The organism is Immundisolibacter sp. (genome assembly GCF_028696615.1).
Lineage (GTDB): Bacteria > Pseudomonadota > Gammaproteobacteria > Immundisolibacterales > Immundisolibacteraceae > Immundisolibacter.
Genome location: NZ_JAQVGQ010000017.1, coordinates 1 through 20,896, shown reverse-complemented (window position 1 = coordinate 20,896; position 20,896 = coordinate 1). Strand labels below are relative to the sequence as shown.

The window sequence follows — 20,896 nt, the reverse complement described above, 5'->3', positions numbered from 1 at the left end:
CTCGATGGAATGCGGCGGTACCTTGAGCGCGGCCGGATCGGCCATGAAACCCACCGGGACCGGCTTACTCCGCGACCACTTCCACCGTGATCCGCGCCGTGAGGTCGGCGTGCAGGTTCACGTCCGCCGGGAAGCTGCCGACGTTGCGGATGGCGCCCTCGGGCAGGCTGAGCTCGTGACGCTCCACCGGGTGGCCGGCGGCGGTCAGCGCGGCGGCGATTTCGCGCGTGGTGACCGAGCCGAACAGCCGCCCGCCCTCGCCGGCCTTGTGGGCGATGGTGACGGTCACGTCCTGCAGGGCGGCGGCGCGCGCCTGCGCCTTGGCCAGCGTGTCGGCGGCCGCCTTCTCGATGGCGGCACGCTGCTGCTCGAAGCGGGCGATGTTGTCCGGCGAGGCGAACACCGCCTTGCCCTTGGGCAGCAGGTAGTTGCGTCCGTAGCCGCCCTTGACCTCGACCCGGTCACCCACGTTGCCGAGGTGACGAATCTTTTCCAACAAAATCACTTGCATGACCGCAGCCTCCAGGCTGTTGTGTAGACATGAAACGACACCGGCGCCATCGATTCGGTGGCGCCGGTCGGGCCCGCGCTCAGCGCAGCGGGCGGTTTCTGAAATCGGCCCAATTATCCACCAGCCCCAGCAGCACCAGCAGCGAGCCGACCTGCGGCGTGGCCAGCGCCAGCAGCACGTAGACCAGCCACGGCAGGCGCCGCCAGCGCGCCGACCGCGCGGTGTGCGCATGCAGCACGGCAAGCCCCTGCAGCAGCGCGGGAAACGCCAGCACCAGCGCCAGCTCGACCGCCAGGCCGCCGGCGCCAAGGCGCCAGGCCGCCGCTGCCGCCAGCGCCGCCAGCACCAGCAGCGCATACACCCGCCCGAAGCGCAGCGAGCGGAACTCCTGTGCAAATGCGCCCGGCCGGCGCAGGCGCGCCTGCAGGCTGCGGCCAAGGCACAGCCCGCCGCTCCAGGCCGCCAGCAGCATCAGCGCCAGCAGACCGCCGGCCAGCGTCATCATCAGGTCGAGCGCGGCGTCGAGCTCGGCCGTCGGCAGCGTGGGGTCCAGGCGATGCAGGCTGTCGAACAGCGAGGCGCGCAGTTGTGCCTGACCGGCCGCGAGACCGCTCACATCCACCAGCAGCAGCACGCCGAGCGCCAGCGCGACCAGCGGCAGCAGTCCGAGTGACAGGCTGCCCCACGTGCGCAGCGCCAGCCCGGCCAGCAGCGCCGGCAGCCAGGCGATCAGCAGCACGTAGCCCAACGGGCCAGCACCGAGCAGCAGCAACGGGGCCAGCAAGAGCACCGTCAGCAGCAGGCAGCGCAGGGCCGGCGCGGCACCGGTTTCGAGCGCCAGTAGGGTCACCAGCGCCACGTTGCCGGCCAGCATCAGCGGCAACACCACCACCGCGGCCGGCAGCACCAGGGCACCGAGCAGCGCCAGCGCCGCGCCGGCCAGCAGCGCCGCCGCCGGCCAGCTGCCATCCGCGACCCGCGCCGCCAGCCGCGCCAGGCGCTCGCCGCCGGGCGCGGACGTGCCGATCACCGGCTCAGTGGGTGTCGCTGTAGGGCAGCAGCGACAGGAAGCGGGCGCGCTTGATGGCGCGCGTCAGCTGGCGCTGGTAGCGGGCACTGGTGCCGGTGATGCGGGTGGGGATGATCTTGCCGGTCTCGGAAACGTACTGCTTGAGGGTGTCGAGGTCCTTGTAGTCGATCTCGGTCACCTTCTCGGCGGTGAAACGGCAGAATTTCTTGCGGCGCAGATAGCGGGCCATGTTCGGTTACCAGGGTGGCGGGTTCAGGCGTCGGTGTCGGTGTCAGTGTCGGCTTCGTCGCCGTCGGCGGCAGCGGCGGTCTCACGCTCCTCGCGGCGCGGTCGACGGTCGCGCCGTTCCTCGCTGTCGCGGGCGAGCGCGATCGGCGACGGCTCGGTGACGGGGCCGTCGCGTTTGATCACCAGGTGCCGCAGCACCGCGTCGCTGAAGCGGAAGGCCGAGGTCAGCTCGCGCATGGCCTCGTCGGTGGCCTCGACGTTGAACAGCAGGTAATGCGCCTTGTGGACCTTGGCGATGGGGTAGGCCAGCTGGCGGCGCCCCCAGTCCTCCTGGCGGTGCACGGCGCCGCCGCGCGTCTCGACGACGCTGCGGTAGCGGTCGATCATCGCCGGCACCTGCTCGCTCTGGTCCGGGTGGACCAGCAGCACGATTTCGTAGTGACGCATGAACACTCCTTGTGGCTGACAGCCCGGCTCGCGCGAGCCGGGCAAGGAGACCGCTGTGTGATTGTTGTCGCGGCCGAAAAAAGGGCGGCAATTCTACTCAGCCGGCGCCGGCCGGACAAGCGCCGCGTTGACGCACCGCCTCGAACAGACACACCGCCGCCGCCACCGACACGTTGAGGCTGCCGACCGCGCCGGTCATCGGGATGGTCACCAGCGCATCACACAGCTCGCGCGTGAGCCGGCGCAGACCCTGCCCCTCGCCGCCCAGCAGCAGCGCGCACGGGCCGCTGAAATCGGCCTGGTAGATGGGCGTCGCGGCGCCGGCGTCGGCGCCGTACAGCGTGATGCCGGCGCCTTTCAGGAAACGCAGCGTGCGGGCGAGGTTGCCGACCTGCACGAACGGCACCGTGCTGGCGGCGCCGGCGGCGGTCTTGATGGCGGCCGGCGTCAGGCCCGCCGCGTTGCGGCGCGGTGCGATCACTGCCTGCGCGCCGGCGGCGTCGGCGCTGCGCAGGCACGCGCCGAGGTTGCGCGGGTCCTGCACCTCGTCGAGCACCAGCAGCAGCGGGCGCGGCGATTGCGCGAGGATGCCTTCGAGCGCGTTCTCGTCCGCCGCCTGCGGCGGCGCCGCCAGCAGCGCGATTACGCCCTGGTGGCTGGCACCGCCGCACAGGCGCTCGAGCGCCGCGGCGGGCCGCCGGTCGACGGCGATGCCGTGGGCGGTGGCGAGTGCGGCCAGTTCCGCCAGCGCCGGACGTTCGGGGTCGGCGAGCAGCAGGCGGGCGACGCTGGCCGGCTCGTGCTGCAGCAGGCTGCGCACCGGGTGCAGGCCGTAGGCGATGGGGCGGCGGGTCATCGGCGTGGTTTGCCGTTGGCGGCTTTTTTGGCTTTGCCGCGGGTCTTGCCAGGGCTCTTGCCGGGCGCCGGCGCGGCGCTCATCGGCGTGCCCTCGCCGTCACGGCCGACGTAGTCGAGGTCGATCTTGCGTTCGTCGAGGTCCACCCGCATCACGCGCACGGTGAGCCGGTCACCCAGGCGAAACGTGCGCCGGCGCCGCTCGCCGACCAAGCGGTGGTGCACGGGGTCGAAATGGTAATAGTCCTCCGGCAGCGCGGTGATGTGCACCAGGCCCTCGGTGTAGGCGCCATCCAGCGTGACGAACAGGCCAAACGCCGCCACGCCGCTGACCTGCCCGCTCATGACTTCGCCCACGCGGTCCTGCAGGAACTCGCACTTGAGCCAGGCCACCACCTCGCGCGTCGCCTCGTCGGCGCGCCGTTCGGTCAGCGAGCAGTGCTCGCCGAGCGCCGTCATCTGCTCGCCGGTGTAGTGGTAGGACTTGGCCTTTCGCCCGCGTAGCGCGTGAGCGATGGCGCGGTGCACCAGCAGGTCCGGATAGCGGCGGATGGGCGAGGTGAAATGCGCGTAGGCGTCCAGCGCCAGGCCGAAGTGGCCGCGGCACTCGGCGTCGTACACGGCCTGCTTGAAGCTGCGCAGCACGGGCGTCTGCAGCAGGTCGCGGTCCGGGCGCTCGGCGATGACTTCCATCAGCGCCCGGTAGTCGGCCGGCGACGGCTCGTCACCGCCGCCGAGCTGCAGGCCGAACTCGGCCAGGAAACTGCGCAGCGCCGTCACTTTCTCGGCCGCCGGGCGGTCGTGCACGCGGTACAGCGCCGGCAGGCCGCGGGCGTTCAGAAACTCCGCCGCGCAGCGGTTGGCGGCGATCATGCATTCCTCGATGATGCAGTGCGCCACCGTGCGCGTGACCGGCTCGATGCGGTCGATCTTGCGATCCTCGCCGTAGATGATGCGCGCCTCGGCGGACTCGAACTCCACCGCGCCGCGCCGCCGGCGCTCGCCGTCGAGCGCCCGGTACAGGCGCTGCAGGGTGTCGATGTGCGGCAGCAGCGCCTCGTAGCGCGCGCGCAGCGCGGCATCGCCGGCGAGCACGGCGGCGATCTGCGTGTAGGTGGTGCGGGCGTGCGAGCGGATCACGCCGCGCACGAAGCGGTAGTCCTTGATCGCCCCGCGCGGGCCGATCGACATCTCGCACACCAGCGCCAGGCGCTCGACTTCGGGTTTGAGCGAGCACAGCTCGTTCGACAACGCCTCCGGCAGCATGGGGATGACGCGCTGCGGGAAGTACACCGAGGTGCCGCGCCGGTGCGCCTCGGTGTCGATGGCGCTGGCGGGGCGCACGTAATGGCCGACGTCGGCGATCGCCACCAGCAGCCGCCAGCCGCGCCCGGCCGGTTCGGCGTACACGGCGTCGTCGAAATCGCGCGCGTCCTCGCCGTCGATGGTGATCAGCGGCAGGTGGGTGAAATCCTCGCGTCCGCGTTTGTCGGCGGCCGTCACCCTGGTCTTGTAGGCGGCCGCCTCGTCCTCGACCTCGGCCGGCCACTGCCAGGGCAGGTCGTGCTTGCGCAGTGCGATGTCGATTTCCATGCCCGGCGCCAGGTGCTCGCCGAGCACCTCCACCAGCAGGCCGCGCGCCGGCTGCTGGCGGTCGGCGTAATGGGTGATCTCGACCACGGCGATCTGGCCGTCGCGCGCCTCGCCGTGGATGGCGCTGCCGGTGACCACGATCTCGCTGCCCAGGCGCCGGTCGTCGGGCACCAGCCAGGCGAAGCCGCCGTCGCGCCGGTAGCGGCCAACCACGCGCCGGTGGCGGCGTTCCAGCACCTCGACGATGCTGCCCTCGTAGCGGCCGCGGGCATCGACGCCGCTGACGGCCGCCACCACCCGGTCGCCGTCCATCACCACGCGCATCTCGCGCGGCGACAGGTACAGGTCCGGATGGTCGCCGTCGGGAATGAGGAACCCGTAGCCGTCGCGGTGGGCGCTGACCCGCCCGCGCAGCAGCGCCATCTCCTGCACCGGCCCGTAGCGGCCGCGCCGGTCGAGCAGCAGCTGACCGTCGCGCACCATGGCGGAAAGACGCCGCGCCAGCGCCTCGCGCGCCCAGTCGGCGCGCAGCGCCAGGCGCTCGGCGATGTGCTCGGCCGGCAGCGGCCGGCCGGCCTTGGCGAGCAGCTCCAGGATCAGCTCGCGACTGGCGATCGGCTGCTCGTAACGGGCGGCTTCGCGCTCGCGGTAGGGGTCCTTCGGGGGGCGACGTGATGTCATGTGTGATGATTCGTTGACAGTTGGATCAATGGCAGTAAAATGCCGCGCTCGCACCGGCCGGTCACGGTCGGTGCGCCGGGCCGAGATGGCGAAATTGGTAGACGCGCTAGCTTCAGGTGCTAGTGGGGGAAACCCCGTGGAGGTTCAAGTCCTCTTCTCGGCACCATCCCCGATGGTGCAGTCCGGGCAACAAGTGAATCGGGCGGGCCGCTGAGGCCCGCCATGCAAACCCGCCGCTGTGGCGGGTTTTTCGTTTCCGGGGCCGGCGCGGCGGGCTCAATCGAACGGGTGGCGCAGCACGATGGTGCGCGAGCGCTCGGCGCCGGTGGACACCATGTCGACCGGCACCCCCAGCAGCTGTTCCAGCCGCCGCAGGTAGCGCACCGCGTTGGCCGGCAGCTGGTCGAAGCTGCCGACATTGCCCACGCCCTGCCAGCCGGGCAGTTCCTCGTACACCGGTTCGCAGGCCGCCAGCGCGTCGGCGTCGTACAGGCCGAACGGTCCCGAGCCGCCGCGGTAATCGACGCAGATTTTCACCGTATCCAGGCCATCCATCACGTCGAGCTTGGTGATGCACAGGCCGCTGACGCCGTTCAGCTGCACGCTGCGGCGCATGGCGACGGCGTCGAACCAGCCGCAGCGGCGCGGCCGGCCGGTGGTGGCGCCACGCTCGGCGCCGACGTCCGCCAGATGCCGGCCGACCTCGTCGAACAGCTCGGTCGGGAACGGGCCCGAACCCACGCGCGTGGTGTACGCCTTGGTGATGCCGAGCACGTAGTTGATGCCGGTGGGGCCCACGCCGGCGCCGACCGCCGCCGCGCCGGCGATGGTGTTGGACGAGGTCACGAACGGATACGTGCCGTGGTCGACGTCGAGCAGCGTGCCCTGCGCGCCCTCGAACATGACCGGCTTGTCGTCCGCCATCAGCTCGTGCAGCAGGCCGGGCACGTCGGCGACCAGCTCGCGCAGTGCCTCGCCCCAGGCGAGCGCGGCGTCCAGCATGGGCTGGAGCTCCAGCGCCGGGCGGCCGAAGCGCTGCGTGAGCAAAAAGTTGTACAGGTCCAGCAGCTCGCCGAGCTTGGCCGCGCAGCGCGTGGGCTGCAGCAGATCACCCATGCGCAGCGCGCGGCGGGCGACCTTGTCCTCGTAGGCAGGACCGATGCCGCGCCCGGTGGTGCCGATCTTGCCCTCACCCAGCGCCGACTCGCGCGCCTGGTCGAGCGCCGCATGACACGGCAGGATGAGCGGGCAGGCCGGGCTCACGCGAAGGCGCGAGCGCACGTCGACGCCGGCGGCCTCGACCTCGGCGATTTCCTTCAGCAGCGCGTCCGGCGCCAGCACCACGCCGTTGCCGATCAGGCACAGCACGCCCGGGCGCAGGATGCCGGACGGCAGCAGGTGCAGCACGGTCTTGACGCCGCCCACCACCACCGTGTGTCCGGCGTTGTGGCCGCCCTGAAAGCGCACCACCGCGGCGGCCTGCTCGGTGAGCAGGTCGACGATCTTGCCCTTGCCTTCGTCACCCCACTGGGTGCCGATCACGACGACGTTCTTCGCCATCAGTCAGTTCATCCTGCGTCTTGCAGCCGCCAGGCGCCGTCGTGGCGCACGATGCGCGCGCCGACCGGGCCCGGCTCGCTGCCGGGAAGTTCATGGATCACGGCGCGGCCGTCGGCCCGCAGGCGCTCGATCAGCGCCGTGAGTTCGGGATCGCTGGACCAGGGCGCCAGCACCGGCAGCGGCGGCGCCGGTGGCGTGCCGAGCAGGCGTTTGAGATCGGCGCTGAAGCCGGTGGCCGGCCGGGCGCGGCCGAACACGCCACCGACGCCATCGTAGCGGCCGCCCCAGGCCATGGCTTGGCCGAAGCCGGCGCCGTAGGCCGCGAACACCAGCCCCGTGTGGTAGTGGTAGCCGCGCAGCTCGGCCAGATCGACGAACAGCGGCAGGTCCGGCACGAAGCGCAGCAGCTCGTGCGCGATGGTTTCGAGCGCGTCGATGGCGGCCGTCACGCTGGCCGGCAAATCGCGAAGCCGCGCTCGCAACTCGGGCAGGCGATCGATCGGTCCGAAGCACTGCGGCAGCTGCACGAACCAGTCGCGCGCCGCCGCCGGCAGGCCAAGCGCGGTCACGAAAGCGGCGATGTCGGGGCGTGCCTTGCGCTGCAGCAGCTCGAACAGCGCGTGCTCGGCCTCGCTGTCGAGACCCGCGGCCTCGCTCAGACCCCGGAAGATGCCCACGTGGCCCAGGTCCACGTGCACCTTGTCGTGGCCGGTCGCGCGCAGTGTTTCCAGCAGCAGGCGCAGCACCTCGACGTCACTTTCCGGGCCGCCGTGACCGTACAGCTCGGCACCCACCTGCATGGGGTTGCGGCAGGTGCCGGGGGCGCCTTCCTGCGCGGTCAGCACCGAACCGAGATAGCACAGCCGCGCCGGCGCGGGGTTGCCGTCGCGGGCATCGATGCGCGCCACCTGCGGGGTGATGTCGGCGCGGATCGCCAGCAGCCGGCCGGACAGCGGATCGGTCACCTGAAACGTCTGCTCGGCCAGGTCCGCCCCGGTGCCGGTGAGCAGCGCGTCGGCGTATTCGACCAGCGGCGGCATCACCAGCCGATAGCCCCAGGCGGCGAACAGGTCGAGCAGGCGGCGGCGGGCGGACTCCAGCGCCTGCGCCTGCGGCGGCAGCAGGTCCTCGATGCCGGGTGGCAGCAACCAGCGCATGGGAGCCTCAGCGCACCAGTTGCAGCAACAGCAGGCCAGCCAGCATGCTGCCCAGACCGGCCAGGCGCAGCGCCCGGTCCGGCAGTTGGCTGGTGAGCGCGGCGGTGCGCCGCAGCAGGCCGGGATTCAGGAACGGCACCAGCCCTTCGAGCACCAGCATCAGGCAGAACGCCGCCGCCAGGTCGCGCATGGCGGCCTCAGCGCCCGCCCGCCGGGGCGGCGTCGAAATAACGGAAAAACGCACTGCCCGGGTCCAGCACCAGCAGGTCGCGGCCGGTACCGAGGCTGTGCCGGTAGGCTTCCAGGCTGCGGTAGAAGTCGAAGAACTCGCCGTCGCTGCCGATGGCGGCGGCGTAGCGGGCGGCCGCGTCGGCGTCGCCCTCGCCGCGCACGCGCTGGGCGTCGCGCTGGGCGTTGGCCAGCAGCAGCGTGCGCTCCTTGTCGGTCTGGGCGCGGATGCGCTCGCCTTCCTCGGCGCCCTTGGCGCGCAGCTCGGCGGCCACGCGCTTGCGCTCGGCCTCCATGCGGCTGAACACCGAGCTGCTGACCTCGGTCGGCAGGTCGACGCGCTTGATACGCACGTCGATCACCTCGACGCCGAACTCGGCGGCGCGCTCGTTGGCGCGCTGGCGCAGGATGTCCATGATCTCGTGCCGGTCACCGCTGACCGCCGCCTGCACGGTGCGCTTGCCGAATTCGTTGCGCGACAGGTCGTTGACGATCTGCGCCAGGCGCGTGTTGACGTCACCGCTGCCGACGGCGACGAAAAAGCGCCGCGTGTCGGCGATGCGCCACTTGACGAACGAGTCGACCACCACGTTCTTCAGCTCGCTGGTCTGGTAGCGCACCGGGCCGCGGTCGAGCGTCTGGATGCGCCCGTCGTACTTGACCACCGTGTTGATGAACGGCGTCTTGAGCTTGAGCCCGGGCGGTAGGTCGGCGGCGACCACCTCGCCCAGGCGGAACAGCAGCACGCGCTCGCGCTGGTCGACCGTGTAGAAGGTGGCGTTCAGCAGCGCCAGCGCCAGCAGCAGCAGGGCGCCGATGATCGGCAGGCGGTTGCTCATCGGGTCGGGCTCAGGGTCGGACTCATGGGCGGGGCTCGCGGCCGCGCGGGTAGTCGCTGCGTTCGCGTGCCGACCGTGGCGGCGCACTCGCGGACGGTGGCGGAGGTTCGGTAGCGGCGGCCGATGCCTGCTCGGCACCGGCCGGTGCCAGCAGCTTGTCGAGCGGCAGCAGCGCGACCTGCCTGCCGTCACCGACCAGCACCTTGGGCGTGCGGGCGAGCACCTGCTCCATGGTCTCGAGGTACAGGCGCTGGCGCGTCACCTGCGGCGCGGCACGGTACTGCTGGGCGAGCTGGGCAAAACGGGCGCCGTCGCCTTCGGCGCGGGCGACGGCCTCGCCCCGATACGCCTCGGCGTCGGCGAGGATGCGCGCCACCTCGCCGCGGGCGCGCGGGATGACCTCGTTGCGGTAGGCCTGCGCCTCGTTGATCAGGCGCTGCTCGTCCTCGCGCGCCTTGACGGCGTCGAAGAAGGCCGCCTGCACCGGTTCCGGCGGCTGCGCGTCCTGCATGTTGACCGAGGTCACCTCGATGCCGGTGCCGTAGCGGTCGAGCGTGGTCTGCAGCAGTTCGGCCACCTGCTGGGCGACCGCGTCGCGGCCTTCGGTGAGGATGAATTCCATGCGGCTCTTGCCGACCACCTCACGGATGGCCGACTCGGCCACCTGCGCCACGGTCAGGTCCGGCTCGCGCACCTTGAACACGTAGTCGGCGGCGTCCTTGACGCGGTACTGCACGGCGAGCTTGACGTCGACGATGTTCTCGTCGGCGGTCAGCATCTGCGATTCCTGCGTCACGTCGGTGTCGGCGCGGCTGCGCGCCTGGCTGCGGTAGCCGATCTCGGCGGTGCGGATCTCGCCGATGTTCACGCGCAGCACGCGCTCGATCGGCGCAGGCAGGTGCCAGCGCAGGCCGGGCGTGGTGGTGCTGGCGAACTTGCCAAAGCGCAGCACCACGCCACGCTCGCCTTCGCGGACGACGTAAAAGCCGGAGCCCAGCCACAGCGCCACCAGCAGCGCCAGCAGGCCGCCCCACAGCGCCGGCGGCGGTCCGGCGGGATTGCCGTTGCGCGAATCGCCGCCGCCCAGGCGCCGGCGCAGGCGGCGGAATAGTTCGTCGAGGTCCGGCGGACCGGCGTCGGCGCGCCGACCCCACGGGTCACGATTGCCGGACCCGCCCGGTTCGTTCCAGGCCATCGATGTCTCCTAATGCCGGTGGGCCGGCGTGGTGGGGAGCTTATTGTTCCACAGGTCGCGCGGTGGCCGGCAGCGCGTCGGCCGCTGCCAGCAACGGCGCCAGACGTTGCAGCTCGCGGCGCCGGATGTCGAACTCCACCGACCAGCTGCCGTCGGGCTGGAATTCCTCGTGCCGCACCTGCGCCAGGCTGAACACCTGTGCGCGCAGGCGCCCGTCGCAGCGCGGCAGGTGCAGACGCTGGTGCGACAGGCCGGCGGCAAACCGCTCGCCGATGGCCGCCCGCAGCAGGTCCAGACCGGCGCCGCTGCGCGCCGACAGCCATACCCGCTCGGTGCCGCCGGCCGCGCCATTGCGGGCCGGTGGGTGGTCGGTCAGGTCGATCTTGTTCATGACCTCGATCTGTGGCACCTGGTCGGCGCCGATGTCGCGCAGCACGCCGTTGACCTGGTCGATCATGAGCTGGCGCTGGTCCTCGCGCGCACCGTCGACCACGTGCAGCAGCAGGCTGGCGCTGCGCACCTCTTCCAGCGTGGAGCGGAAGGCGGCCACCAGATCGTGCGGCAGGCGGCGCACGAAGCCGACCGTGTCGACCAGCACCAGCGGCTCGCAGTCGGGCAGTTCGAGGCGGCGCAGGGTCGAGTCGAGCGTGGCGAACAGCAGGTCGGCGGCGAACACCTCGGACGCCGTGAGCGCATTGAACAGCGTCGATTTGCCGCTGTTGGTGTAGCCGACCAGCGCCACGGTGGGCGTTTCGCTGCGTGTGCGCTGGCGGCGGCTGTTGACGCGCTGGCCGACCACGCGCTGCAGGCGCGCCTCGAGTTGGCGCAGGCGCACGCGCAGCAGGCGGCGGTCGGTCTCGAGCTGGCTCTCGCCGGGACCGCGCAGGCCGATGCCGCCTTTTTGACGTTCGAGGTGGGTCCAGCCGCGCACCAGGCGCGTGGACAGGTGCCGCAGCTGGGCGAGCTCCACCTGCAGCTTGCCCTCGTGCGAGCGGGCGCGGCGGGCGAAGATGTCCAGGATGAGACCGATGCGGTCCACCACCTGGCACTTGAGCTGGCGCTCGAGGTTGCGTTCCTGCGAGGGGCTCAACGGCTGGTTGATGATGACCAGGTCGGCCTGAGCGGCGGCGACCTGCTCGGCCAGTTCCGCCGTCTTGCCGCTGCCGATGAACAGCGCCGGGTCCACCTGGGCGCGCCGGCAGCCGAGGCTGCCCACCACCTGCGCGCCGGCGGCGCGCGTCAGTTCGAGCGCTTCGGCGAGATCGTCGTCGAGTGGAATGTCGGCGCCCGGCAGCTCGACGGCCACCACGATGGCCCGCTGGGCCGGCGCTGCCGTCGAGCGCACGGCGCCGGTTGGTACCGGCGCCGTGGCCAGGTCGCTGCCTGCGGTCGGCTTAAGAATTGCCAGCCTCCGCAGCCTCGTCTTCCACCACCGTCGGGATACGCACCGGCCGGGCCGGCACCACGGTGGAAATGGCGTGTTTGTAGATCATCTGTGAAACGGCGTTCTTGAGCACCACCACGTACTGATCGAAAGCCTCGACATGGCCCTGCAGCTTGATGCCGTTGACCAGGAAGATCGATACCGGAATGTGTTCCTTGCGCAGCTGGTTCAGAAACGGGTCCTGCAGGCCCTGGGATTTTTTCATTGTGTCGTCCTCGAATATGCGCCGGGCCCGGGGGGGTAGCCTAGCGCGTTCAGTGTAGCAATATGGGCACCGCGGCCCGGGTACTCAAGTGGGGTTGGCGGTTCGACCGCTGTCCTCGGCGGCGGTTCACGCGCCATGGCCGGTGGCGGCGGCGATCAGGCTGCAGGCCCGCTCCAGCAGCCGCGCGCTGCCGGGCTCAAGCCAGTGCCCGTGCGGGTCGCCGCGCAGCCAGGTGAGCTGGCGTTTGGCGTACTGGCGGCTGGCGGCGCAGCCGCTGTCGAGCAGGGTCGGGTGGTCGATCTCGCCGGCAAGGTGCGCGCAGGCCTGCCGGTAACCGACCGCGCGCAGCGCCGGCAGCTCGCGCCCGTAGCCGGCCCGCAGCAGCGCGGCGACTTCGTCCAGCAGGCCGGCGGCGAGCATGGCCGAAAAGCGCGCCTCGACCGCGGCGTACAGCGCCTGGCGCGAAGCCGGGGCGAGGATCAGGCGCAGCGCCGGCGGGTTGGTCACCGCATCGCCCGCGGCCTGCCAGGCGCTCAGCGGCCGGCCGGTGAGGCGGTACACCTCGAGCGCGCGGGCGATGCGCTGGCGGTCGGCCGGCGCGATGCGCGCGGCCGCCGCCGGGTCGACCCCGGCGAGCTCGGCGTGCAGCGCCGCCCAGCCGCGCGCGGCGGCCTCGTCCTCGATGGCCCGGCGCGTGGCGGCGTCGGCCGCCGGCAGCGGGGCGAGACCCCGCTCGAGCGCGCGAAAGTACAGAAACGTGCCGCCGACCAGCAGCGCGATGCGCCCGCGCGCCTCGATGTCGCCGATCAGGCGCAGCGCGTCGTCGCGGAACTGCCCGGCCGAGTAGGGCTGATCGGGGTTGCGGATGTCGATCAGGTGATGCGGCACGGCGGCCCGCTCAGCCGGCGACGGCTTGGCGGTGCCGATGTCCATGCCACGGTACACCTGCCCGGAGTCGACGCTGACGATCTCGCACGGTAGGCGCGCCGCGATGGCGAGCGCCAGCGCGGACTTGCCGGCGGCGGTCGGACCGAGCAGGAAAACGGCGGGCATGGCAGATGGCTGGGCAGCGGGGCGCGCAGTGTACGGCGCGGCGGGCTCGGCTGGCCGGATCGGTGGTCGAGTCGGGGGCGTGTCGACCGGTCGCGGCGCGCAGAACGGTGCAGGCGGCGCAGTGGCTCGGCATTTACCCACACCGCACGGCATACTGCCGCAACCGTCCCGTCCATCCGTCAACGAGCACCCAGCGTGAGCGATTCGAGACCGACCGCCTGCATCGTCAGCACCGGCGAGGAGGTGCTGCGCGGTGAACTGATCGACAGCAACAGCGCCGAGATCGCCCGCCAGCTCGGCGAGGCCGGCTTCGAGATTCAGTTGATGCTGACCGCCGGCGACCGGCGCGGTGATCTCGATTTCGTGCTGCGCACGGCGCTTTCGCGTGCCGACTGGGTGTTCATGACCGGCGGGCTCGGGCCGACCGAGGACGATCTGACCGCCGAGGTGGTGGCGCAGCTGGCCGGCGTGCCACTCGAGTTCGACCTGCCAAGCTGGCAGCACATCGAGCGCCGCTTCGCCGAGTTCGGCATCCCGCTCACCGAAAACAACCGCAAGCAGGCGCTGTTCCCGGCCGGATCGCGGATTCTGGAGAACCCGAACGGCACCGCGCCCGGCTTCGTGACCACTCTCCAGCTGGCCGGCGTGCGCAAGCAGGTGGTGGCGCTGCCCGGCCCGCCGCGCGAGATGCAGCCGATGCTGCGCGATTTTCTGGCCGGCCTGCCGCAGGCGCGCAAACCCACGCACAGCTTCATCCGCTTCCTTGGCATCGGCGAGTCGAGCCTGGCCGACGTGATGCGGCCGTGGGCCGAGCAGCACGGCGTGGAACTCGGCTACCGGGCCATCTTCCCGGAGCTGGAGCTGAAGCTCTACGACGCCAGCGCGGCGCAGATCGACGCCTTGCGGCGCTTCGTGCTGGAGCGCCTGGCCGATGTGCTGGTGGATTTCAGCGCCGAATCGGTGCCGCAGCTGTGCGCCCGGTACCTGACCGAAACCGGCCAGACGCTGGCGGTGGCCGAGTCCTGCACCGGCGGGCTGGTGGGCAAGATCATCACGGACATTCCGGGCGCGTCGGCCTATTTCCTGGGCGGCGTGGTCAGCTACGCCAACAGCGCCAAGCACGACCTGCTCGGCGTGGACGCCGCCACCCTGGCCGAACACGGCGCGGTCAGCGAGCCGGTGGCGCGGCAGATGGCGCTTGGCGTGCGCGAGCGTTTTGGCGCCGATCTCGGCCTTGCCATCACCGGCATCGCCGGCCCCGGCGGCGGCAGCGAGCACAAGCCGGTCGGCACGGTGTGGCTGGGCCGCGCCGATGCGGCCGGCTGTCAGGCGCGGCACCGGCAGTTCGTGCGCGGGCGCGAGTGGGTGCGCACGTTCGCGGCGCACGACGGCCTGCGCTGGCTGATGGCGGACTGGCTGCAGGCGCGCTGGCGGGCCGCGCTCGGCGGTGATTGACGACACGCCCCGCACGCCGTCTGCCGGCGGCGCGGCGCGCGCTGCGGTGCTGTTCGGTCTGGACGATGATCCGCGCGAGCGCCTCACCTGGCTGCCGCTGGTCTGGTTCAATGTGTTGCGCCTGGGCAGCTCGGGCCTGCTGCTGGGCTTGAGTCTGCTCGATCCGCCGCTGAAACCGCTCGGCTCGGTCGCGCCGCAGCTGTATCGGTGGGTGGCGCTGGCGTACCTGGCCTGGGCGCTGCTGGCCCTGGTCATGCAGGCGCTGCGCTGGCCGCGCTTCAACCTGCAGATCACGTTGCTGGTGAGCGGCGACGTGTTGGCGCTGACGGCGCTCGCGCATGCCAGCGGCGGGCTCGCCAGCGGGCTCGGCATCCTGCTGGTGGTGGTGGTGGCCGGCGGCGGGCTGCTGGTATCCGGGCGGCTGGCGTTTTTGTACGCCGCGCTGGCGACGCTGGCGGTGCTGGGCGAGAGCCTGTACCGGGCCAGCGCGCAGGGGCTGGCGCCCACTTACCCGCAGGCCGGCCTGCTCGGCTGCACGTGTTTTGCCGCCGCGGCGCTGGCCTTCGAGATGTCGCGCCGGGTACGCCGCAGCACGCTGCTGGCGGCCGAGCGGCGCCGGCAGGCACTGGGCTTGGCGCGCCTGAACGACGAGATCATCCAGCGCATGCAGACCGGGGTGCTGGTGGTGGACCCGGCGCGGCGTGTTCGTCTGGCCAATGGCTCCGCGGCCCGGCTGCTCGGCCGGCGTGTGGCGCCAGGTGCCGGCCTGCAGGAGTTGGCGCCGGCGCTCGATCAGGCGCTCGGTGCCTGGCGGGCCGGTCGTGACGAGCCGCCGCCGGCAGCCGCCGATGCCTGGGCGCCGCGGTTTGCCGCCCTCGGCGCCGATCCGGCGGCGGACACGCTGATTTTCCTCGACGACACGGCCAGCCTGAACCAGCAGGCGCAGCTGCTGAAACTGGCCTCGCTCGGCCGGCTGGTGGCCAGCATCGCCCATCAGGTGCGAAACCCGCTCGGCGCCATCGGCCATGCCGCGCAGCTGCTCGCCGAGGACGCGCGGCTGGACCCGGCGCAGCGGCGCCTGGTCGACATCCTGCTGCGGCAGAGCCAGCGCGTGAACCGGATCATCGAGGAAGTGCTGGCGCTCGGCCGCCCGCAGCCGGTCCAGACCGAGCTGCTGCAGGTGGGGCCGTGGCTGGCGCAGCTCATCGACGGTTATTGCGCCAGCCGCCGGGTGCCGCGCGAGGCGATCGAGCTGATCGTCGCCGGCGAGGTGGTGACGCGCGCCGCGCCGGGGCAGCTGCAGCAGGTGATCGAGAACCTGTTGGACAATGCACTGCGTCACGCCGCCGGCGCCGCCTGCCCGCAGGTGACGGTGCGGGCGCGTCATTCGGCCTCGCGCGACCGGCCGCTGATTGAAATCGAGGACCGCGGCCCCGGCGTGGCGCCCGGCGAGCGTGAGCGCCTGTTCGAGCCGTTCCACACCAGCCGCGCCGACGGCACCGGGCTTGGCCTGTTCACGGCGCGCGAGCTGTGCGCGGCCAACCAGGCGCGCATCGTGTACTACTCGCCGGCGGCGGGCGGGGCGGGTTTTCGCATCGAGCTGGCCGACAGCCGCCGGCGCCAACTGGCCTGAGAGCTTGTGAATTTTTCAAGCGCTCAGGCCGGCCAGGGATGGCCGGACGCGAATCGAGCACGCAAGGGCTTGATTCGCGGGAGCCCGTCCGGGCGTGTACCGGACGGGCGACGCAAGGCATGCGCGGGACGCACATTTCTTCACAAACTCTGAGTCGCTGCATGAATGCCGTCATGACCGCCGGACCGCGGGTGTTGATCGTCGACGACGAGCCGGACCTGTGCGAACTGCTGGCGATCACGCTGGCCGGCATGGGGCTGGACAGCGACCGCGCCGGCTCGATCGCCGCCGCGCGCCAGGCCCTGCTCGCCGGCGACTACCGGCTGTGTCTGTGCGACCTGCGCTTGCCGGACGGCAGCGGCCTCGATCTGCTCGCGCACGTCCAGCGCAGCCGGCCGCAGCTGCCGGTGGCCATCATCACCGCCCACGGCGATGTCGATGCCGCGGTGGCGGCGATGAAGGCGGGCGCCTTCGATTTCGTCAACAAACCGGTGCGCCTGGCGGCGCTGCGCGGGTTGGTGGACACGGCGCTGCGCCTGTCCGTGGCGCGCGCGGCGCCGCAGCCGGGCACGCCCGAGCTGGTCGGCCAGTCGCCGGCCATCGGCGCCCTGCGCGTGACGGTGGCCAAGCTGGCGCGCAGCCAGGCGCCGGTGTTCATCCGCGGCGAGTCGGGTGTCGGCAAGGAGCGCGTGGCGCGGCTGATCCATGCCCTGGGCGCGCGCGCCGGCGGGCCGTTCGTGCCGGTCAACTGCGCCGCCATCCCGGAACACCTGCTCGAGAGCGAACTGTTCGGGCACGTCAAGGGCAGCTTCACCGGTGCCACGCAGGATCGCGAGGGGCTGTTTCAGGCCGCCGCCGGCGGCACGTTGTTTCTGGACGAGATCGGCGCCGTGCCGCCGGCCATGCAGGTCAAGCTGCTGCGCGCGCTGCAGGAACGCGCGGTGCGGCCGGTCGGCGCGCGCCAGGAGGTGCCGGTCGACGTGCGCGTGCTCAGCGCCACGCACGAGGACCTCACGGCGCTGCTGCACAGCGGCCGCATCCGTCAAGATTTCTACTACCGCATCAACGTGATCGAACTGACGGTGCCGGCGCTGCGCCAGCGGCGCGAGGACATCCCGGCGCTGGTGGAGGATCTTTTGGCGCGCATCGGTGGCGGGCGGCGGCTCACGCTGACGCCGGCGGCGCTGGCGGCGTTGCAGGATTACGACTTTCCCGGCAACGTGCGCGAGCTCGAAAACATCCTCGAGCGCGCCGCGGCGCTGTGCGAGGATCAGCGCATCGACGCCGGCGACCTGCAGCTGCCGACGCCGCCGGTGGCCATGCCGGCGCTGGGCGACGCCCTGGACGCCGAACTCGACGCCCTCGAGCGGACACGCATCCAGGCGGCGCTTGAGGCCACGCGCTACAACCGCACCGCGGCCGCCGCCCGCCTGGGCCTGACGCTGCGCCAGCTGCGCTACCGCATGCACAAGCTGGGGCTGGACTGATGGCGGCGTGCCGTCTGCTGGCGCGGTCACCGAGGACCGATCGCTCATGAGCATGCCGTGGCCGCCTCGCCGCCTCACGCGCCGGCGCCTGCTCGGCGGTCTGGCCGCCGGTGGCCTGCTGGCCGGCGTCGACGCGCTGCTGCCGGGCTGGGCGCGACCGTTGTCGGGCGCCGTGGCGGCCGTGCCGCCGGGGCCGGTGAGCGTCGATCTGACGGTGGCGCGAGAGCGCATCGACATCGCCGGCAAACGCGCCTTCGCTCACACCCTGAACGGCAGCGTGCCGGGGCCGCTGATCGAGCTGTACGAGGGGCAGGAGGCGCGGCTTCGCGTGCGCAACACGCTGGATGATGAGGACGCGTCGATCCACTGGCACGGCATCCTGCTGCCGTTCGAGATGGACGGCGTGCCGGGCGTGAGCTTCCCCGGCATTCGGCCGGGCGAGACCTTCGAGGCGCGTTTTCCGGTGCGTCAGGCGGGCACTTACTGGTACCACAGCCACTCCGGCTTGCAGGAGCAGACCGGCGTATACGGGCCGCTGGTGATCCACCCGGCCGGCGGCTACGCCGAGCCCTTCGAGCGCGACTACGTGGTGTTGCTGTCGGACTGGACGCACGAGGACCCGCGGGCGGTGCTCGCCAAGCTCAAGAAGGTCAGTCACTACTACAACTTTCAGGAGCAAACCCTGCCGCAGGTGCTGGCTGCGGGGCAGTGGCAGCAGTGGCTTGCCTGGCAGCGGATGCGCATGAGCCCCACCGACATCGCCGACGTGACCGGTTACACCTACACGTATCTGATGAACGGCCTGCACCCGGCCGGCAACTGGACCGGGCTGTTTGCGCCCGGCGAGCGGGTGCGCCTTCGCTTCATCAACGGCTCGGCCATGACCTACTTCAATCTGCGCATCCCGGGCCTGCCGATGACGGTGGTGCAGGCCGACGGCCAGGACGTGCAGCCGGTCGAGACGGACGAGCTGCAGATCGCCATCGCCGAGACCTACGACGTCATCGTCACCCCGCAGGACCGCGCCTACACGGTGTTTGCGGAGTCCATGGACCGCAGCGGCTTTGCGGCCGGCACGCTGGCGCCGCGTGCCGGCATGACGGCCGCCATACCGGCGCTGCGCCGGCGCCCGCTGCGCACGATGACGGACATGGGCATGGACCACGCGGGCCACGGCGGGCACGGCGGCGGGGCGATGTCCGGCCCGGATACGACCGGCATGGACCACGCGGCGATGGGCCACGCGCCGAGCGCCGATCCGCACGCCGGTCACGCCGCCATGGGCCACACGGTGCCCGATCCACACGCCGGTCACGCGATGGGCGGCTCGCCGCCGGTCGACCACGCGGCCATGGGTCACGTGCCGCCTGCATCCGGCCCGCGCAGCGCCAAGACCGGCGTCGAGCGCGCCGCGCCGGGCCCGGTGCTGGCCGTGCACGGTGCCGACAACCACGGCGTCGGCAACGCCGGCGTGGCGCAGCTGCAGCGCGACCGCACCGCCGAGCCCGGCACCGGCCTCGCCGACGTCGACCACCGCGTGCTGGTGTACGCGGACCTGCTGGCCCGCACGCCGACCCGTGACACCCGCCCGCCGGCGCGCGACATCGAGCTGCATCTGACCGGCCACATGGAGCGCTACATGTGGTCCTTCGACGGCAAGAAGTTCTCGCAGGTGCACGGTCCGATCCTGTTCCGCCACGGCGAGCGCCTGCGGCTCACGCTGGTCAACGACACCATGATGGAGCACCCCATCCACCTGCACGGCATGTTCTTCGAGGTGGACAACGGCGCCGGCGCGTACCGACCACGCAAGCACACGGTGAGCGTCAAGCCCGCCGAGCGGCTGCGGCTGCTGATTACCGCCGACGAACCCGGCCGCTGGGCGTTTCACTGTCATCTGCTCTACCACATGCACATGGGCATGATGCGTGTGGTGGAGGTGGCCTGATGCGCACCGCGACGTGCGCGCCAGCGTTGGCGGTGCTGCTGGGGTCGGCGGTCGCCCCGGCGCTCGCCGCCGACGCCGGGGCAGGTCGCGTGCCGGCCGACTGGCCGCACGTGCACGAGGACGACCAGAACTTCGGTTACCTGCTGGTCGACCGGCTCGAATACCGCGCCGACGACGGCCCGGATCACCTGCTGTGGGACGCGCAGGGCTGGTACGGCGGCGACTACCGGCGCCTGTGGCTGAAGACCGAGGGCGAAAGCCCGGTGTCGAACAGCCACGGCGAGGCCGAGCTGCAGGCGCTGTACGGCCGGCTGGTGGCGCCGTACTGGGACCTGCAGGCTGGCCTGCGTTACGACCGCGCCTACGGCAGCGGACGGGATCGCGACCGCGCGTTTGGCGTGCTCGGCGTGCAGGGCCTGGCGCCGTACCGCTTCGACACGGAGCTGGCGCTGTTCGTGAGCGAGGACGGCGACGTGAGCGCCCGGGCGCAGTTCGAGCACGAGCTGCTGCTCTCGCAGCGCCTGGTGCTGCAGCCGCGCCTGGAGATCAACGCCGCCGCGCAGGAGGTGAAGTCCTGGGGCGTCGGGCGCGGCATCGACGACGTGCAGCTCGGCCTTCGGCTGCGCTACGAGCTGCGCCGGCAGTTCGCGCCCTACGTTGGCGTCGAGTGGGTGCGCACGCTCGGCGACAGCGCCGATTTCGCCCGCGCGAAGGGGCTGGAGACGAGCAATTTCGGCCTCGTCGCCGGGCTGCGGCTGTGGTTTTGAAGGGGGAAAGCTCGGGCTGATTCAGGATGCTGCCGCCCGTGCCGCCAGCGCCCGTCCGGCGCGGCTGGCCGACGGCCGCCCGAGTGCCTCGCTGATGTAGGCGCCGGCGCGGCATAGCGCGTCCAGATCCACACCGGTGCCGATGCCGAGTCCGTGCAGCATATAGATCACGTCCTCGCTGGCCACGTTGCCGCTGGCGCCCGGCGCGTACGGACAGCCGCCGAGGCCGGCCACCGAGGCGTCGATGCTGCTGATGCCAAGGTCGAGGCAGGCCAGCAGGTTGGCCAGCGCCTGGCCGTAGGTGTCGTGAAAGTGCAGCGCCAGCGGCCGGTCGGGCGTTGTCTCACGCACGCGCTGCACCAGCGCCCGCGCCTTGCCCGGCGTGCCGACGCCGATGGTGTCGCCGAGCGAGACCTCGTAGCAGCCCAGATCGAACAACGCGGCGGCCAGTTCCGCCACCCGGCCGGGGTCGGTGGCGCCCTCGTAGGGGCAGCCGAGCACGCAGGACACGTAGCCGCGCAGGCGCACGTCGGCCTCGCGCGCCGCACTGGCGATGGCCGCGGCGCGGGCGAGCGATTCT

20 protein-coding genes and 1 tRNA gene are annotated in these 20,896 nt (G+C 71.8%); 6 read left to right on the top strand and 15 right to left on the bottom strand.

The annotated features are described in order from the left end of the window. Nucleotides 1-64: 64 nt before the first annotated feature. The 6 genes from rplI to rnr all read right to left on the bottom strand — a co-directional run bounded on the left by rplI (nucleotide 65) and on the right by rnr (nucleotide 5,345). Nucleotides 65-511, bottom strand: a complete 447-nt coding sequence (rplI, locus tag PHC73_RS02415) for a 50S ribosomal protein L9 (protein WP_300123996.1) — start codon at nucleotides 509-511, stop codon at nucleotides 65-67. Between the two features lie 79 nt (nucleotides 512-590). After that, nucleotides 591-1,541 (bottom strand): hypothetical protein, encoded by a 951-nt coding sequence (locus PHC73_RS02410; RefSeq protein WP_300123994.1) that lies wholly within the window; start codon nucleotides 1,539-1,541, stop codon nucleotides 591-593. Nucleotides 1,542-1,545: 4 nt separating this feature from the next. Next, nucleotides 1,546-1,770 (bottom strand): 30S ribosomal protein S18, encoded by a 225-nt coding sequence (gene rpsR, locus PHC73_RS02405; protein ID WP_300123992.1) that lies wholly within the window; start codon nucleotides 1,768-1,770, stop codon nucleotides 1,546-1,548. A 23-nt stretch (nucleotides 1,771-1,793) separates the two neighbouring features. Beyond that, nucleotides 1,794-2,216, bottom strand: coding sequence for a 30S ribosomal protein S6 (rpsF, locus tag PHC73_RS02400; protein ID WP_300123990.1), 423 nt, complete (start codon nucleotides 2,214-2,216; stop codon nucleotides 1,794-1,796). A 97-nt stretch (nucleotides 2,217-2,313) separates the two neighbouring features. Beyond that, nucleotides 2,314-3,072: a 23S rRNA (guanosine(2251)-2'-O)-methyltransferase RlmB gene (gene rlmB / locus PHC73_RS02395; protein ID WP_300123988.1), complete on the bottom strand. Its 759-nt coding sequence runs from the start codon at nucleotides 3,070-3,072 to the stop codon at nucleotides 2,314-2,316. Further along, nucleotides 3,069-5,345, bottom strand: coding sequence for a ribonuclease R (rnr, locus tag PHC73_RS02390; RefSeq protein ID WP_300123986.1), 2,277 nt, complete (start codon nucleotides 5,343-5,345; stop codon nucleotides 3,069-3,071). The genes rlmB and rnr overlap by 4 nt, the downstream gene beginning before the upstream one ends. A gap of 79 nt (nucleotides 5,346-5,424) precedes the next feature. Between rnr and PHC73_RS02385 the strand changes: the two genes are divergently transcribed. After that, nucleotides 5,425-5,511, top strand: a tRNA-Leu gene (locus tag PHC73_RS02385). 110 nt (nucleotides 5,512-5,621) lie between these two features. Here the strand turns inward: PHC73_RS02385 and PHC73_RS02380 are convergent. From PHC73_RS02380 to miaA, 8 genes are all read right to left on the bottom strand, one after another. Further along, nucleotides 5,622-6,905 (bottom strand): adenylosuccinate synthase, encoded by a 1,284-nt coding sequence (locus PHC73_RS02380; RefSeq protein WP_300123984.1) that lies wholly within the window; start codon nucleotides 6,903-6,905, stop codon nucleotides 5,622-5,624. A gap of 8 nt (nucleotides 6,906-6,913) precedes the next feature. Beyond that, complete coding sequence (locus tag PHC73_RS02375; RefSeq protein WP_300123982.1) at nucleotides 6,914-8,062, bottom strand: ATP phosphoribosyltransferase regulatory subunit; 1,149 nt, start codon at nucleotides 8,060-8,062, stop codon at nucleotides 6,914-6,916. 7 nt (nucleotides 8,063-8,069) lie between these two features. Continuing rightward, nucleotides 8,070-8,252, bottom strand: a complete 183-nt coding sequence (locus PHC73_RS02370; protein ID WP_300123980.1) for a DUF2065 family protein — start codon at nucleotides 8,250-8,252, stop codon at nucleotides 8,070-8,072. Between the two features lie 7 nt (nucleotides 8,253-8,259). Further along, nucleotides 8,260-9,129, bottom strand: a complete 870-nt coding sequence (hflC, locus tag PHC73_RS02365) for a protease modulator HflC (protein ID WP_300123978.1) — start codon at nucleotides 9,127-9,129, stop codon at nucleotides 8,260-8,262. Nucleotides 9,130-9,151: 22 nt separating this feature from the next. Continuing rightward, nucleotides 9,152-10,324: an FtsH protease activity modulator HflK gene (gene hflK, locus PHC73_RS02360; RefSeq protein WP_300123976.1), complete on the bottom strand. Its 1,173-nt coding sequence runs from the start codon at nucleotides 10,322-10,324 to the stop codon at nucleotides 9,152-9,154. Nucleotides 10,325-10,364: 40 nt separating this feature from the next. Next, entirely contained in the window at nucleotides 10,365-11,669 is a 1,305-nt protein-coding gene (gene hflX, locus PHC73_RS02355; protein WP_366949782.1) for a ribosome rescue GTPase HflX, read from the bottom strand. A 49-nt stretch (nucleotides 11,670-11,718) separates the two neighbouring features. Next, nucleotides 11,719-11,973 (bottom strand): RNA chaperone Hfq, encoded by a 255-nt coding sequence (gene hfq, locus PHC73_RS02350; protein WP_300123974.1) that lies wholly within the window; start codon nucleotides 11,971-11,973, stop codon nucleotides 11,719-11,721. A 126-nt stretch (nucleotides 11,974-12,099) separates the two neighbouring features. Next, complete coding sequence (gene miaA / locus PHC73_RS02345) at nucleotides 12,100-13,026, bottom strand: tRNA (adenosine(37)-N6)-dimethylallyltransferase MiaA (protein ID WP_300123972.1); 927 nt, start codon at nucleotides 13,024-13,026, stop codon at nucleotides 12,100-12,102. Between the two features lie 195 nt (nucleotides 13,027-13,221). Here miaA and PHC73_RS02340 point away from each other — a divergent pair, with 195 nt between their 5' ends. The 5 genes from PHC73_RS02340 (at nucleotide 13,222) to PHC73_RS02320 (ending at nucleotide 20,316) form a co-directional block, all read left to right on the top strand. Next, nucleotides 13,222-14,481, top strand: a complete 1,260-nt coding sequence (locus PHC73_RS02340; protein WP_300123970.1) for a CinA family nicotinamide mononucleotide deamidase-related protein — start codon at nucleotides 13,222-13,224, stop codon at nucleotides 14,479-14,481. Beyond that, entirely contained in the window at nucleotides 14,474-16,114 is a 1,641-nt protein-coding gene (locus tag PHC73_RS02335; protein ID WP_300123963.1) for a PAS domain-containing sensor histidine kinase, read from the top strand. The genes PHC73_RS02340 and PHC73_RS02335 overlap by 8 nt, the downstream gene beginning before the upstream one ends. A 161-nt stretch (nucleotides 16,115-16,275) precedes the next feature. Further along, nucleotides 16,276-17,601 (top strand): sigma-54 dependent transcriptional regulator, encoded by a 1,326-nt coding sequence (locus PHC73_RS02330; RefSeq protein ID WP_300123961.1) that lies wholly within the window; start codon nucleotides 16,276-16,278, stop codon nucleotides 17,599-17,601. 46 nt (nucleotides 17,602-17,647) lie between these two features. Beyond that, nucleotides 17,648-19,549, top strand: a complete 1,902-nt coding sequence (locus tag PHC73_RS02325) for a copper resistance system multicopper oxidase (protein WP_300123959.1) — start codon at nucleotides 17,648-17,650, stop codon at nucleotides 19,547-19,549. Further along, on the top strand, nucleotides 19,549-20,316 hold the full coding sequence (locus tag PHC73_RS02320; RefSeq protein ID WP_300123957.1) for a copper resistance protein B: 768 nt from the start codon (nucleotides 19,549-19,551) through the stop codon (nucleotides 20,314-20,316). Before PHC73_RS02325 ends, PHC73_RS02320 begins: the two co-directional genes overlap by 1 nt. A gap of 21 nt (nucleotides 20,317-20,337) precedes the next feature. Here the strand turns inward: PHC73_RS02320 and PHC73_RS02315 are convergent. After that, nucleotides 20,338-20,896, bottom strand: a 559-nt coding sequence (locus tag PHC73_RS02315; RefSeq protein WP_300123955.1) for a hydroxymethylglutaryl-CoA lyase, incomplete at its 5' end; no start/stop codon positions are given.